Annotated in this window: 13 protein-coding genes and 1 pseudogene; 5 read left to right on the top strand and 9 right to left on the bottom strand. The window is 58.6% G+C overall.

Annotated elements, in window-relative coordinates; genetic code table 11:
• Positions 1-223, bottom strand: a 223-nt coding sequence (locus tag BMW66_RS18810) for a transposase (RefSeq protein ID WP_139196282.1), incomplete at its 3' end; no start/stop codon positions are given.
• 185 nt (positions 224-408) lie between these two features.
• Here BMW66_RS18810 and BMW66_RS20180 point away from each other — a divergent pair.
• Positions 409-1,077 (top strand): DUF7002 family protein, encoded by a 669-nt coding sequence (locus BMW66_RS20180; protein WP_139196280.1) that lies wholly within the window; start codon positions 409-411, stop codon positions 1,075-1,077.
• Positions 1,078-1,827: 750 nt separating this feature from the next.
• Positions 1,828-2,055 carry a hypothetical protein gene (locus BMW66_RS18795; RefSeq protein WP_245729559.1) on the top strand — a complete coding sequence of 76 codons (228 nt, stop codon included), beginning with the start codon at positions 1,828-1,830 and terminating at the stop codon, positions 2,053-2,055.
• 92 nt (positions 2,056-2,147) lie between these two features.
• Here BMW66_RS18795 and BMW66_RS18790 read toward each other — a convergent pair whose 3' ends face one another.
• From BMW66_RS18790 to BMW66_RS18755, 8 genes are all read right to left on the bottom strand, one after another.
• Positions 2,148-2,813, bottom strand: a complete 666-nt coding sequence (locus BMW66_RS18790) for a L,D-transpeptidase (RefSeq protein WP_093120670.1) — start codon at positions 2,811-2,813, stop codon at positions 2,148-2,150.
• A gap of 267 nt (positions 2,814-3,080) precedes the next feature.
• Positions 3,081-3,206 carry a multicopper oxidase domain-containing protein gene (locus tag BMW66_RS18785; protein WP_342741893.1) on the bottom strand — a complete coding sequence of 42 codons (126 nt, stop codon included), beginning with the start codon at positions 3,204-3,206 and terminating at the stop codon, positions 3,081-3,083.
• Between the two features lie 147 nt (positions 3,207-3,353).
• Positions 3,354-4,427: a betaine/proline/choline family ABC transporter ATP-binding protein gene (locus BMW66_RS18780; RefSeq protein WP_093120667.1), complete on the bottom strand. Its 1,074-nt coding sequence runs from the start codon at positions 4,425-4,427 to the stop codon at positions 3,354-3,356.
• A 3-nt stretch (positions 4,428-4,430) separates the two neighbouring features.
• Positions 4,431-5,465, bottom strand: coding sequence for an ABC transporter permease (locus BMW66_RS18775; protein WP_093120665.1), 1,035 nt, complete (start codon positions 5,463-5,465; stop codon positions 4,431-4,433).
• Between the two features lie 96 nt (positions 5,466-5,561).
• A complete protein-coding gene (locus tag BMW66_RS18770; RefSeq protein WP_093120664.1) occupies positions 5,562-6,542 on the bottom strand; it encodes an ABC transporter substrate-binding protein in 981 nt (326 codons plus the stop codon).
• Positions 6,543-6,949: 407 nt separating this feature from the next.
• Entirely contained in the window at positions 6,950-7,264 is a 315-nt protein-coding gene (locus tag BMW66_RS20680; protein WP_245729560.1) for a hypothetical protein, read from the bottom strand.
• Between the two features lie 240 nt (positions 7,265-7,504).
• Complete coding sequence (locus BMW66_RS18760; RefSeq protein ID WP_093120663.1) at positions 7,505-8,269, bottom strand: acetoacetate decarboxylase family protein; 765 nt, start codon at positions 8,267-8,269, stop codon at positions 7,505-7,507.
• Positions 8,270-8,842, bottom strand: coding sequence for a TetR/AcrR family transcriptional regulator (locus tag BMW66_RS18755; RefSeq protein WP_093120661.1), 573 nt, complete (start codon positions 8,840-8,842; stop codon positions 8,270-8,272).
• A gap of 716 nt (positions 8,843-9,558) precedes the next feature.
• Here BMW66_RS18755 and BMW66_RS18750 point away from each other — a divergent pair.
• From BMW66_RS18750 to BMW66_RS18740, 3 genes and pseudogenes are all read left to right on the top strand, one after another.
• Positions 9,559-11,304: an AsmA-like C-terminal region-containing protein gene (locus tag BMW66_RS18750; RefSeq protein WP_175483324.1), complete on the top strand. Its 1,746-nt coding sequence runs from the start codon at positions 9,559-9,561 to the stop codon at positions 11,302-11,304.
• 58 nt (positions 11,305-11,362) lie between these two features.
• Positions 11,363-12,952, top strand: a complete 1,590-nt coding sequence (locus BMW66_RS18745; RefSeq protein ID WP_139196278.1) for a protein O-mannosyl-transferase family — start codon at positions 11,363-11,365, stop codon at positions 12,950-12,952.
• Positions 12,953-13,009: 57 nt separating this feature from the next.
• Positions 13,010-13,279, top strand: a pseudogene (locus BMW66_RS18740) (IS481 family transposase); the annotation flags it as partial.

The raw sequence follows: 13,279 nt of genomic DNA, 5'->3' as shown, positions 1-13,279 counted from the left end.
CCGGCGGAAAGTCATTCGGCAGCATCCGCCACTGGCACCCGGTCGTCGCCATGTAGAGGATCGCGTCGAACACGTCGCGCAAGCTTGTCGTGCGGGGTCTGCCCGTGGTCTTGGGTGCGGGCATGAAAGGCGCGATCAGTGCCCATTCGGGGTCTGTCAAATCGCTTGCGTATTTGCCACCCGCTCGGGCATGCTGGCGGCGAGTGAGTTCGGTCCAGGCCATCGTGATCTCCGTTCAGCTTTGCAACCGAACAGAAGCACAACCTGCTGAACTCACTCAATTAGTTTCAAATCGGGCTCTCAGGAAACGATCAGCTTCGTTGAAGAGATCGAAAGAATATCAGGTCGGCCCGTCTCGCTACTGTCGACCGACTTCAATTGGCGCAACGTTATTGACCGGAGGGCGTGGTGACCGAAGCGGAACTTGAAGAGCTGATAACTAACTGCCCGACGCTGTACCACATGGCAGAGCGGGGCTCGTGGGTATCGATTCGGCAGCATGGGCTGCTGAGTACGAGTGCGCTCTTGGACCACTACGCCGTCCAGCCACCAAAACGTACTGAGATCGAAAGCCGACATCGGCCAAGGAGCGTTGAAGTGACAGGTGAAGGTTTGCCCCGGGCCGTTGTGCGTGACCAGATCCCAATGAGTGATGAAGGGCTGAGAAGGGCTTTGCCCCACCACCTTTCTCCGGCGGATTGGTATGAGCTGCTGAACACTAAAGCCTTCTTCTGGCTTTCGGAGGAACGTCTCCACAAGCTGACAAATGCCAAGGCCTATCGCGACCGGGAGCACGATGTTCTTGAAGTCGATACGAGATCCCTCATTAACGCACATAGGGATTCGATCTGGCTCTGTCCGATCAACAGCGGTTGTACCAAGCCGATGCCGCATCCTCGGGACGAGACCATTTTCGCCCGCATTTCTGATTATCCCTATGCCCATTGGCGGGAACGGCGTAGTCGTCGAGAGCGCGTGGTTGAACTCGCTGTTGACCATTCGGTGGAAGACATTCGCGACCACGTCAGGCGTGTGGTTATGAAGCGGGGCACAGCGGTCCTGAGCGTTTTGGAATGAAGCAGCAGAAGGACAGCGCTTGGGAATTTAGGCGCTGGTTGTCGCAAGTCCTGTCGTGAAGCCGAAGCAGATGCGGACGAAACGCATGCCAGTGCCATGGCTTGACTGTCGGTCTGTGTGCCCGTCCCTGCTCCCTCGGTCCTGTCGTCTGAGGCGCGGGAGTACGGTCGTTCCGCCCCAAAGAGTGCCCCAGATCTGCTGACGAGTCGGGAAAGCCTATGGGGTTCAAGGGGGGTCAAGGCTTCCTACCACCCCAGCCAAGAACCGAAAAAATCCAATGAAATCAAGAGGCGCATTGTTACCCGGCCATGTGTATCCGCCGCCCTGCCCGGCGCACCGATCCTTCGTGTTTCGAAGAATCCGTCTCGCCCCGTCGTCGGCCACGCCGTCCGCTGCGTCATGAATCCCCGGCACCTCCGGATCGGCCTCAGAATTTCTTTCAGATTTTTCGCAATCGACTTTTCCGGAACCAGCCCTTGTATCCATGTCCTGCCCAATCCGGCGTTGGGGCCCCTTCCCGTCGCCGTCACGGATCGGTATACAGGCATGCAGGTCTTTCTCGACGCGAACCAACTGAGCGACCGCGACCAAGCGTAGATCCTGCGCGAGATCGTAGCACCGAACAGTACGTCCAGAATGTTGCCGTTTAAAGAGAACCCGGATAGGTTTCACCTTGTTGCAATGGGGCAAAGGGGCATCTGAATGAGAGCGGATATGATTAGTCGGTCACTGATAGTATTGGCAGGTGCCATGACACTGGGCGCATGCGCCGCACCGATCGATAGCAATGCGGGTCGCTCCACAACTGTGCCGGAGGCCGTGGCGACACTCGCTGCGCCCTATCAGGACCTGCAGTCCGCGCGGCTGCGTCCTGAGGACGGATGCTATTGGTATCTCCACGCCGGTCGGGTCGAGACGACCCTTCTGCCATTGCGCACATCGGACGGTCGTCCGATCTGCACGGCTGCAGGGGCCTAAAAGGCCGGGAAAAAACGTCCGGTATGCCGCCAGCCGGTGTCATATGATCGGGTGGACAATGCGCCTTGGCCGGAATTGGCATTCGCGACCAATTAACTCTGGGCAGAAATGGAATCTTCAGGAGCATACAGGTGGGCTGTGACCCCGGTATCGACTTGTGGATAAAGGTCGTTGATATGCGCCATGACCATACGGACGCATCCGGAACTGGCCCGCCCGCCGATAGACCCGGGATGCGGCGAGCCGTGGATGCGCAGATAAGTATCGCGATCCCCGACAAAAAGATAAAACGCACGCGAGCCCAGCGGGTTGCTCGGGCCTGGCTCCATCCCGTCTGCAAACTCGGCGTAAAGCTCCGGGTCCCGGGCAATCATCCCCCGGGTCGGGGTCCAATGCGGCCAGCGCACCTTGCGACGGATCGTGTAGGTGCCCGGTTCGTAAAGATTGCCACGCGCGATAGCGACACCGTAGCGCATCGCCGTGCCTTCCTCCTCAATGTGGTATAGGTAACGCGCAATCGCATCGACATGGATGTCGCCGGGCTTCAAACCGTCGTTGGCGGTGACCCGCTGTGGGAGGAATCGCGGGTGCAGACCCCAGGGATTGGAGGTGGCCGGATCATAATTCGGCGGCGTCACCTGCGCGTCCCACTCCGCCATCTGCGCCTCCGTCGGCCGGGTGCTGGCCAGGAGCGGCCCGGCAATGGGCAGTGAGAACAGAGCCGCGCTGGTCACGATGAAATGGCGTCTCGTCAGCAAATCATTCTCTCCTCGAATCGAGAACCCTCATCGGGCTCACATGGCCACGTCATTGTAAACCCTTCCGAACATCAACCACCAGCGCCACTTGCACGAGGCCCTGCCCGAGAAGTTGCCGCGAAAATGGCACGGTCATAGCGGCACCGGTCAAGGACGGTGCTTTCTTCATCCCAGTGTCCTCCGTCCGCCTGATCGGCTGCTGTTGTTTTCACCTGAACAGTCTGCCGCTCGGGCAGTACAGATAGAACGAAGGAAGGATGCGCCACTTCATGTGACCAGTACCCATTTCCGCATGCCTGACGCCGAATGGCTGAGCATGTGGCAGTGAAACAACCAATCGCCGAAATTGTTCGCAATAAAGGCAATCTCGCGCGACTCTTTGGCGGCGACCATCAGCGTATCTCGCATCGGGCTGGCGGCACCGTCTGACCGGACTTCCCGGAAATGCATCCGGAACCACTTGTATCGAAACCGCATTTTGTGACATACGGATGTAAATCAGGCAGTGACGCGCGTTCCTGCCACCGTCATCTCATCGCGTCACACAGCACTGGTGCGAAGCCCCTCTTCGGAGGCTGCGGTGGGCACGAGTGCCTTGACGAGATTGGTCATCTTCAGTGTGCCAATCTGCTTCCCATTTCGGGTGACGATATAGGTCAGCGCCGTTTCGCCTTCGGATCGCGCGATCACCGATTCAAGGTTGTCGTTTTCATCGACTTCACCTGCGGGGTTTTCGGGTGGACGTTCGGTTTTTTCCATCACCGAGCGCACGCGCAGTACCCGGGCCCGGTTGATGTCCGAGATGAAGTCGACGATGTAGTCGTCGTTCGGCGCGATGAGGATTTCCTGTGGTTCACCCTGTTGAACCACATAGCCATCTTTCAGGATCACGAGGTGATCGGCCAGTTTCAGCGCTTCATCGAGATCGTGCGAGATGAACACCACCGTCTTCTGCAACTCCGACTGAAGTTCCAGAAGCAACTCCTGCATGTCGGTGCGAATCAGCGGATCGAGCGCCGAAAACGCCTCGTCCATCAGCATGACCGGCGCGTTGGAGCAGAGCGCGCGGGCGATGCCCACACGTTGCTGCATGCCCCCTGAAAGCTGGAAGGGATATTGATCCCCGACGCCTTTCAGGCCGACCCGATCGAGCCATTTGTTGGCCTCGTCCTCGAACTCGGACTTGGGCACGCCGCGCACATCCATCGGCATGCCGGCATTCTCCAGCACCGTGCGATGCGGCAGAAGCGCGAAGTGCTGGAACACCATCGACATCTCTTCGCGACGCAGGCGGCGCAATTCCTTGCCGCTGAGATCGACGATGTTGACGCCGTCTAGGTCCACCTCTCCGGCCGTCGGCTCGATCAGGCGGTTCAGGTGGCGGATCAACGTCGACTTGCCCGAACCCGAGAGCCCCATCATCACCGTGATGTCGCCTTCCTTGACGTCGACATTGATGTTGTTCAGGCCCAGGACATGGTTGTGTTTTTCCAGCAACTCAGCCTTGGACATCCCGTCCCTGACATATCCAAGGACACTTTCTGGATCTGCTCCGAAGATCTTGTAGAGGTTGCGGATCGCAATCTTGGTATTCTTTTCCGATCGCTTTATCATGGATCAGCCTTTCTGCGAGGCGTTGATACGGTTGAGCGCGGCCTTGGTCGTGCGGTCCAGCATCACGGCAAGCAGCACGATGCCGAGCCCCGACACCAGACCGACGCCCAGCTCGAGGTTGTTGATTCCCCGAAGCACAAGAACACCCAGACCCGGCGCCGAGACAAGCGACGCGATCACGACCATGGCAAGGCTCATCATGATGGTCTGGTTCACGCCCGCCATGATGTTGGGCAGCGCCAGTGGGATCTGCACCCCGTAAAGCTTCTGCCGATCAGTCATGCCAAAGGCCTCAGCCGCCTCGATCACCGACTCGTCCACCATGCGGATGCCCAGATCGGTCAGCCGGATCACAGGTACGATTGCATAAAGTATGATCGCGATCCCGTAGAGTTTCGGCTCTGTCACCGAGAACAGAAAGATGAGCGGAATGAGATAAACGAACGGTGGCAAGGTTTGCAGCATGTCGAGAATTGGTATGGTGCCCGCGCGCATCTTGTCGGATCGCGACATCGCAATACCGATTGGCACGCCAAACAGCACGCATAAGAATGCGCAGACCATGATGATCGCCAGAGTCTGCATCGCGTAGCTGTAATAATCAATGAAGGCGAGCCCGCCCAGGCTGATCGCCACGAAGGCCAGCAATTGCCAGGATTTCGAGACCAGCCAGACAATGAGCATCAGGCCAGGGATCACGATCCACCATGGTGTGTTGAGAATTCCGTAAAGCGCCGCTTCGAGCATCCACGAAAGCGGCTGCGTGAGCGGATCCAGAACGACACTCATCGAATCCTTGACGTTGAGGAACCCCTGTTCAAGACCGCGCGTGACATTACGCGACTGCGGAAAGGCCTGGCAGGCATCGTTGAGCCGATCCATTGATGGGAACGGCAGCTCCCATATCGAGGTGGACGCCTCTTCACCCGAACTTTGCGCAACAAGCGCTTCCATCGACATCGGTGCCGCGTTGTCACCTCCGCTGGTGCACCATCTCTCCAGCCCAAGGGCCCGGAATACGAAATCATATGTTGCCATAGTGACTATTCTCCCTTGCGCCGCTGCATTTCAGGACATGACGCACAACAAAAAAGCGGGGCCGATATTCGATCGGCCCCGCCATCGATCAGCGTTTTAGCCCTCTTCGAGAACGGAAGCGAGGTTTTCACGCGCTTCGTCGCTCAGCCATTCAGACCATTGATCCTGATAGTTGGTCAGGTAGTAGACGGCCGCTTCATCAGCAGACGCAGTGTTCTCATCCATCCAGGCCAGAACCGAACTCATGTCCTCCGTCTTGAACGTCATGTTTTGCATGAGCTCGAACACGGCAGGATTTTCTTCCTGAAACGTTGAGGTCACAGCGGTCAGGATGGGCGCTGCCGGAAAGTCGGATACACCCGGATTGTCGGCATCCTGATTCTGGTTGCGCGCATGCACTTCTTCATCGATTTCGCCAAGATCGACCTTGGTCATGTCGTACTTGCCAAGCGGCACGGTCGGCCCCCAGTAGTAGCCGAACCACGGCTCTTCCTCCATCACGGCATCCGCCATCGACGAGGCGAGCACCTGCCCGGAGCCGGCATTGAACACCTCGATCCCGTGGCCTTCAAGGTCGAGCGCTCTGGACAGGTTGTCACTGACAACGCGGCAGCCCCAACCTTCGGGGCAGTTGTAGAACCGCGCGCCGACCAGTTCGGGGTTTTCGAGGATGCCGTCGATGGTTTTCAGCTCAGGGTGCTCTTCAGCAAGGTAGGTAGGAATCCACCAGCCTTCCACACCACCGGGATCAAGCACGGGACCAGCTTCGACAACTTTCCCGTCTTCCTTCAGCTTGGTGTAGGCGTCGCCGGTCGAATTCAACCAAAGCTCGGTGACAATGTCAGGTTCGCCATTCTCGGCAACCGAGGTGACGGCGGGAACGGTATCGGACTGTACCACGCTGACATCGCAGCCATAGCCTTGCTCCATGATGAAGGTTGCAACGCTGGTCACGACCTGCGCGGAGGCCCAATTCATTTCGGTGATCGAAACGTCTCCGCATTCGTCGGACTGTGCGTGCGCCGCGATAGGCGCGGCCATCGCGCCAGCGGCGAGGATCAGGGATAGTTTCTTCATAGTTAATTCCTTTCAGTTCTTCGCGCCATTTCCGGTTTCGCGCAGGTGCGCGCGGGTCCGTTCAACTTCGATCGCGTTGTGCCGAAAAGAAACAGATATCCAAGACATGCCGGAGGTAAATTGCCCCTGACAGTCGGATAACCGGGTAACGGCGGAAATTTCAGGTAGTCACCCATATCCAGATACTTAGCAATGCTAAGCATCAAGTTCAACCAAACTCACCTCTAGGTTGACGGTATGGCCGATACTGCGCCCGTTTACGGCGAGGTTGTCAATGCCCACGGATCATCCTCATTTTGAATGGACAATTCCGTCAGGCCAGCCTGCACATGTTCATGGGGGCGTATGGCACTCTTCGATACCGCGGAGTGCGGAGGAAATCGAAGTCGTGCCGGTGCAAGCATTGGTCAGGAAAGCGGCATACCTTCCGTCCACGCGAGTTCCGGGCCAGTCAGGAAATACGAGACGCTATTGGTGAAAACCGTCTCTGGAACCAGACGGACAAGGCGTCCGGACGGATCATTGATTCGGGCAATATTGTCGATGACCCAAGCGTTCCAGCGCGAGCGATCCGACCCGAGGTATTTGTCGAGAAGCCGATCGAAGCGCGCAGGTTCCATTGACTCGATCGATGCTGCCCCGCGCATTCCGAGGTGCAGCAGGTGTTCTTTTTTGTCGATCGAAGTGCACGACTTCGACCGCGCAACGAGGATCAGCGCCAAGACGACGAACAGAACTGCCGTCTTTGTTCCCCAACATCCAGTTGGCCCCCTCCTCCCAGATAAACCAGACCGGCGCATTACGCGGACCGTCAGCGTTCATCGTCACGAGGTTCGCCATAAGTGGCTGGTCTGAAAGTGCTTGAGGATCGAATGTGCGCACATGCTGCAAGGCTACAGCGGCCTCGGCAGCCAATCCACATCGCGCCGAACATCGGCAGGGAGGTGAATGTATCGCAACCATCATTGAGAGTGCTTCCCGAGATAGTCGTGGATGATCGCCCCGTGTAGCTCCTGCAAATCGCCCTTGTGAAAGAAGCCGCGTCCCACCGAGATCGGATTGAGCGGTGCCAAGTCGGTCTTGGCCGTGCTGCGAAACTCCACGAGACCCCGCCCGGAATATTGTGTCGAAGCTCCAACTTCTTCCGACTCGTACCGGACCAACTGCTTTAATGCAGCTCCCGGCCCATCGGCACGCGGGATGATCTTGAGGTTGAGATTGGGGGCCAGGACGGGCAGTTCCGCAGGCTCCGCCAAGGCATCCCACGTCGTTGAAAGCCGCATAAGCAGAGCACCTTCTTTGACGACTTCGCAGACCCGGACGTTTTCATGATCAGAGAATGAAATCTCCGCGAACTCCTTTGCCACGCCCCAACGTTCCCGACCAGCGCAGATGGCGGTGACGTTGTTGAGAAAGAGGTGGGAGTTGTAGTATGCGGGCTCCCCCTCAAAACTGCATTTCAGATGAATTCCGGCCTCGTTGAATGGTCCATATGACGAGAGCGGGATCTTGAGGGCGATTCCGATCGCGCCGCCATCGGGATCTGCCACCAGCGGTTCGGGAAGATGCGCTGCGGCAACTTCAGGATCGACTTCCATCTCGACGAACTGCGTTTCCATGCCGCGATAGAACGTCGGTATTTCCGGGTAGGTTGATCGATGTGATGGCAAAACCTCACCGTCAGATGCCTTCAAGATTTGAAAGCTCCCCTCTGTTCTTACTACCATCTATCGTTCCCCTCTGTTCTGATTTCCATAGGACATCCTGACCAGTTCCGCGTAGACCGCCTTGCGCTCGTCTTCGTTCAGAGTTGGCACATCGAGGATGTCATTGATCCACAGCCCATCGGCTGCGAGACGAATGATCTGGGCGACCGCAGGATCGATCCCGCTGTCGTTCAAGGCTGAGCGCCAGTGCGTCTGTCGATCGTTCAATGGTTTCAACAGAGCTTTGTCGCTAGCCGCAGCGGCCATAATTGCAACCGATAAGCGACTGAAAGATCCGACCTCAGGATCTTCTTCGATCTGGCAGGCATCGAGAAACCCACGTACCCATGCGCCTACTTCAAGATCGTCGGCCATGATCGTAGCGATACGGTTCTCGGTGACGTCAACGAAGGCCTGAACCATCGCAATGAGCAGTTCTTCCTTCGTTTTGTAGTGATAGAATAACCCGCCTTTGCTGATCCCTGCCTCGATAGCGACGGACTCCAGCTTCAGCGCCTGCACGCCTTTTGCCGTCGCCACACGTGCGGCAGCCTCGAGTATTCTGCGCTTCGTATCACTCGTCACAGTCTTCATCCTTCGGTAGTGTACCGGCTGGTCGGTTTAGTCAATCGACATTGTTTGAGGCCGGCGTTGTCAGGTTGATGGGGCGATCAAGGCCTGGTAGCTGGCTCCGATGCTCGCGGGATTTGGGAAACAGGGCCATCATCTGGTGGAGGCGAACTCGCTGGCGCCAGTATGATCACGAGAACTTCAGAAACACGCTGCAATGCCGTCTGCAGTTCAAGCCAGCCTGAACGAAACTTCGGACTGTTTTCTCAAGTGCCGGAAGAGGCAGGCAGTCCAGCTTGGCAGCGGCGTCCTTGGGTGTTCCGGATTTCCTGTTCATCTTCGCTCCTTGATGGCTGCGATGAACCAGAAATCCTCCGTTATGAAAACTTCAAATCTATCCCATAGGTGCTGATGTTAGACACTTCGACCTGAAAGTCAGGAGTATGTGGACTGAGTGGTGCGCAGGACTCGGATGAGGTGGTTGCATCGCGCAATTTTCGGCCCGTCGCGGGACCGATGCGGTGGATTCCATTTACTTTTTTGCCGCGTCTGACCTATATCTCAGCCAAGAAAGTTCGATGACGCTACTATCGTCAGGAGAGAAACATGTACCTTTTCAGGTTCATGCTGTGAGTCCGAAACGCTTACATTCGACGCGGGGACACTGGGCGCATATTTGCGGGATTGCCGTGATTCTGTGCATCGGCCTTGCAACTGTCGCCTATCGTGCACTCCCGGATATGATCTCCCATCAACAGTTGCAGTCCGCGCTGGCGGAATATGCGGAGGACTGGACGCGAGGTGAGTTGCATCTGCTACAGGATGTCGAGGTCACTCTGAACCGGGGGCTGAAGATGACGATGGCCAATTCAGTCATTACCGGTTCCACAGGCGGCGTCGCGTGGCGCATTGAGGTCGCGTCGCTTTCAGCATCACTTAGGACATGGCCCCTGTTGCGCGGGCGGATCGAGATCGCTCAGCTGGTGCTGGACCGTCCGCGGATCGTGATTGATGACAGGGATGCAGCACCCCCTGACTTGCCACTGATGGCGCGTGAACTTGCGACGCCGGTGGGCGAGGTGATCGTGACCAACGCAAGCGTTGCGCATCAGGGTACGGACGAGATCCGTGGTCTTGACCTGCGGCTGGCGGCGGTTCCCGATTCTTCATCGGTTCTGCTGACGGGGGCACTGCCCGCCGGAGAGCGGCAGATCCGCATCAAGGCGCGGATCGACGATCCGGCGGCAGTCTTTTCGGAACGTGGCAGCAAGGCACGGCTGGCGCTCAGAGGCGCCAATGCTGCGGAGAATGACGGTTCACTGCCACCACGCCCGCAGCCTGACATTTCGCCAGTCGAGGGAAAGAGTGAAGTCATGCGTGCGCTGCGGCAGGTTGCAATGGTGACCGGCCTGCCGGGCGCTGGTCCGGTCACACTAGAAGGGCGGTTCACCGCAGCGCCACGGTCGTTCGAGGTTGCGGATGCATCGATGTCCGTAGGTGGAATCCTCGTTGCTGGCGATCTCGCGGCGACCCTGACCGGGGAGGAGCCGCCGCTCGCACAACTCAACCGCGTCGCCCGCGGGGCGCAAAGTGCCTGGCGAGACACCGCTGTCGCAATCGGCTCGGGTGCCTGGCGCGAGATATCGACATCGATTGACTGGCTTGCGCCGCTCGACATTGAGATGTCCGCGCATCTGCGTGATGACGGTTTTGGGAAACCGGAGATCGAAGTGACGCGGATCCGGCTCGAGACACGTGGCACCGATGTGCACTTCGATATCAGCTCCGCCGGCGATCTCGGACGCATTGAAGCCGGGATGACACTTGGGCCGCACCCGCGCGGTGGCGCTGACACACTGAGGATCGCGACGAAGGGACGCCTCGAAGAGGTGGATGTTGGTGATGTCGGTCGCTATATTCTCACTTTTGTACCGCCGCCCCTCGCCAGCCCACCGCAACTGCCGGAAGGCATGCTCCAGTCTGAATTCGAACTTACGGCGCACGGTGAGACGCTAGGCGGAATGCTTGCTACGTTGGAGGGTACGGTCGAGGCCGAGGCTAGGGACGGAAGTCTTGTCGGCGCCGACCTGATACTGACGTTGGAAGCCGTGGCGCAGGGGCGCGATTTCATGACCGAGCAGGACGGCCCGCTGGTTCCCGCAGCGGGTCGCACGATGTTCGACACCCTCGAAGGCCGAATCCATGTGGATGCGGGTCGCGCGCGCCTGACCGGAGCGCGGATCATTGGAGAGCGCTATGCCATCAACATTGGGGGCGAGGCTGATCTTCTGATCGGTGAACTGTGGGCTGAGGGGAAGGCGACGCTTTACAGCGACGCCCCCGGTTCCGACGCATCCGTTCCCTCGGTTGGTCTGCCATTCGGCCTCGGGGGTACCCTTGCGGCGCCCGTTTTCGCGGCAGGCGTGCCAATGCGGGAGGCTGAAGCAGAGGTGGAGCCGACTGCGGCCCCGGCTCCATCCGAATGACGCTGCGGTCGCTGTCTTCCCGCGCGTCCGGGTGCTCCTATGAGATCTGCAGAATGCATTGGAGGTATCCGGCGTGTTGGCTCCAATGAGTGAACAAGGTCGCCCGATGCAGGTGGGTTATGCCGGGCAGCCGCTACGGCGGCTGGCGCTTTCGGCCATCGCCCTCGGCATCTTCGCCTTCTGGGCCTTTTACTATGGCTACTGCCTGTTTCCGGGTCTCGGCGGTGTCATGAACTCCGGCGATACCGCCAAGTTCCAGACCCTTGCGCACACGCAGATCCTAGTCCACGGCCCAGGCTACCCGCTGATGCTGATGCTCGGCGCCCTGCTGCGCAGCCTTGATCTGCCGGTCGAGCCGTGGCGCGCGATGACCTTCATGATGGCCGCCATACCCGGTTCAATCGCAAATGCGATGGCCTTTCTGATCGTCCAACGGGTGACGCGAAGCATCCTCTTCGGTATTGCAGGATCGCTCCTGCTCGGCAGCGCCGGGCTAATGGCGGTCCAGTCCACCGAAGCGGAGGTCTACCCGCTCGCTCTGGCTTTCATCCTCTTGACCACTTTGCTGCTTGTCCACTTCGTCGAAACCAGTCAGCGCCGCTATTTCATCGCCGCGTGCGCGGTCTACGCGCTCTCTTTCGGCAACCACCTGATGATGATCATGATGGTGCCGCTGTTCCTGATTCTTACACTGGTCCACTGGCGGATCCTGCTTCGTCCCAAGGTGATCGCGTCCGTGCTCCTTGTCATTGCGGTCGGTGCCAGCCAGTACCTTTACCTTGCCTATATCGCCTATCATCCGGCGACGGCCTTTTCCGAATACATGCCGCTGCCGCCGACACCAACGGAACTTATTCAGTACATATCGGGCAGTTACTTCGGCGGCCTCTACGGTGCCGGACTGCGATCTACCTACACGTCCGAGACGCTTCTCGTTACGCTCCGTTCGGCGCATCCGTGGGTTTCGTTGCCATTGATCATTGCGGGTTTGATCCTGTTTGCCGCCGGATGGCGTCGCCGCGATGCGAGCTGGACCGGGGTCGCGCTCGTGTTCGGCGTGGCGCTGTCTTTTCTGCCCTTCATGATCTGGTACGGAGCCTATGACATTCAGGCTTTCCATCTGCCGGTGTTGGGACCTTTGCTTGTCGGGGCGGTGGGAGCCTGCGGTTGGTGGCTTTGCCGCTGGAAGGTGGCACAGACAACGACAGCCCTAGTGCTGATCGTCCTCGGCGGTTGGCGGGCGTTCATCATGGCCGAGGGACTGACGGCACGCGAGCCGGTATTCACCGGCTTGCCCCACACGGTCGCTTCGCTTGTCGCGCAGGCCCCGACCGAAAATCCGCTCGTGTCGATGACCTACAATCTGCGCATGGCCACGCTTTATCATGAACTCCAGGGCGAATTGCCATCGGCGCGCTACCGGGTACCGTGGCGTGTCGAAACGGCACTGGCAGACGGCGAACCAGTCGCCGGAATCGTCGTTCCGACCGATGGCGAACAACTTTTGCGTTGGATCGAGCATCACCATCCCGACCTGAAATGCCAAGCCTGGTCTCTTGATCAACAGGACACTACGCCTTGGCCAGCTTATGGCTTTGAATGCGACCGCATGCCGGAGCGGGACACCAAAGGGGGCGATGGCCCCTAGGTGTTTGATCCCATGGTTTGATGGTGCGATCCTTTCTCGGGAATGGAAGGAAGCATTATGGGACAAGTTCGTCACGGGAGCGCCACGACCACGCACGCTGTCAGAGCTGCAATACAGCGATCGCAAGCTTCGCTCGCGCAGCTGAGCAAGGAGCTGGGCATCAACCCCAAGACCGTTGCGAAGTGGCGCAAGCGTGCGACGGTGGAGGATCAGAAGACCGGCCCGAGAGCCACGCGTTCAACCGTTCTCAGCGAGGAAGAGGAGGCAATGATCGTCGCGTTCCGGCGGCACACATTGCTGCCGCTGGACGACTGTCTTTACGCTCTA

Source organism: Salinihabitans flavidus (assembly GCF_900110425.1).
In the GTDB taxonomy this organism is placed as follows: domain Bacteria; phylum Pseudomonadota; class Alphaproteobacteria; order Rhodobacterales; family Rhodobacteraceae; genus Salinihabitans; species Salinihabitans flavidus.
Note: the sequence above shows the minus strand (reverse complement) of the source record. Positions and strands in the feature narration are given on the sequence as shown.

Excerpts from the sequence above, each read along its gene's own strand:
- BMW66_RS18795 (WP_245729559.1), top strand. The coding sequence starts at position 1,828 with ATGACACTGGGCGCATGCGCCGCACCGATCGATAGCAATGCGGGTCGC.
- BMW66_RS18785 (WP_342741893.1), bottom strand. The coding sequence starts at position 3,206 with ATGGTCGCCGCCAAAGAGTCGCGCGAGATTGCCTTTATTGCGAACAAT.
- BMW66_RS18780 (WP_093120667.1), bottom strand. The coding sequence starts at position 4,427 with ATGATAAAGCGATCGGAAAAGAATACCAAGATTGCGATCCGCAACCTC.
- BMW66_RS18775 (WP_093120665.1), bottom strand. The coding sequence starts at position 5,465 with ATGGCAACATATGATTTCGTATTCCGGGCCCTTGGGCTGGAGAGATGG.
- BMW66_RS18770 (WP_093120664.1), bottom strand. The coding sequence starts at position 6,542 with ATGAAGAAACTATCCCTGATCCTCGCCGCTGGCGCGATGGCCGCGCCT.
- BMW66_RS18760 (WP_093120663.1), bottom strand. The coding sequence starts at position 8,269 with ATGGTAGTAAGAACAGAGGGGAGCTTTCAAATCTTGAAGGCATCTGAC.
- BMW66_RS18755 (WP_093120661.1), bottom strand. The coding sequence starts at position 8,842 with ATGAAGACTGTGACGAGTGATACGAAGCGCAGAATACTCGAGGCTGCC.
- BMW66_RS18750 (WP_175483324.1), top strand. The coding sequence starts at position 9,559 with ATGATCTCCCATCAACAGTTGCAGTCCGCGCTGGCGGAATATGCGGAG.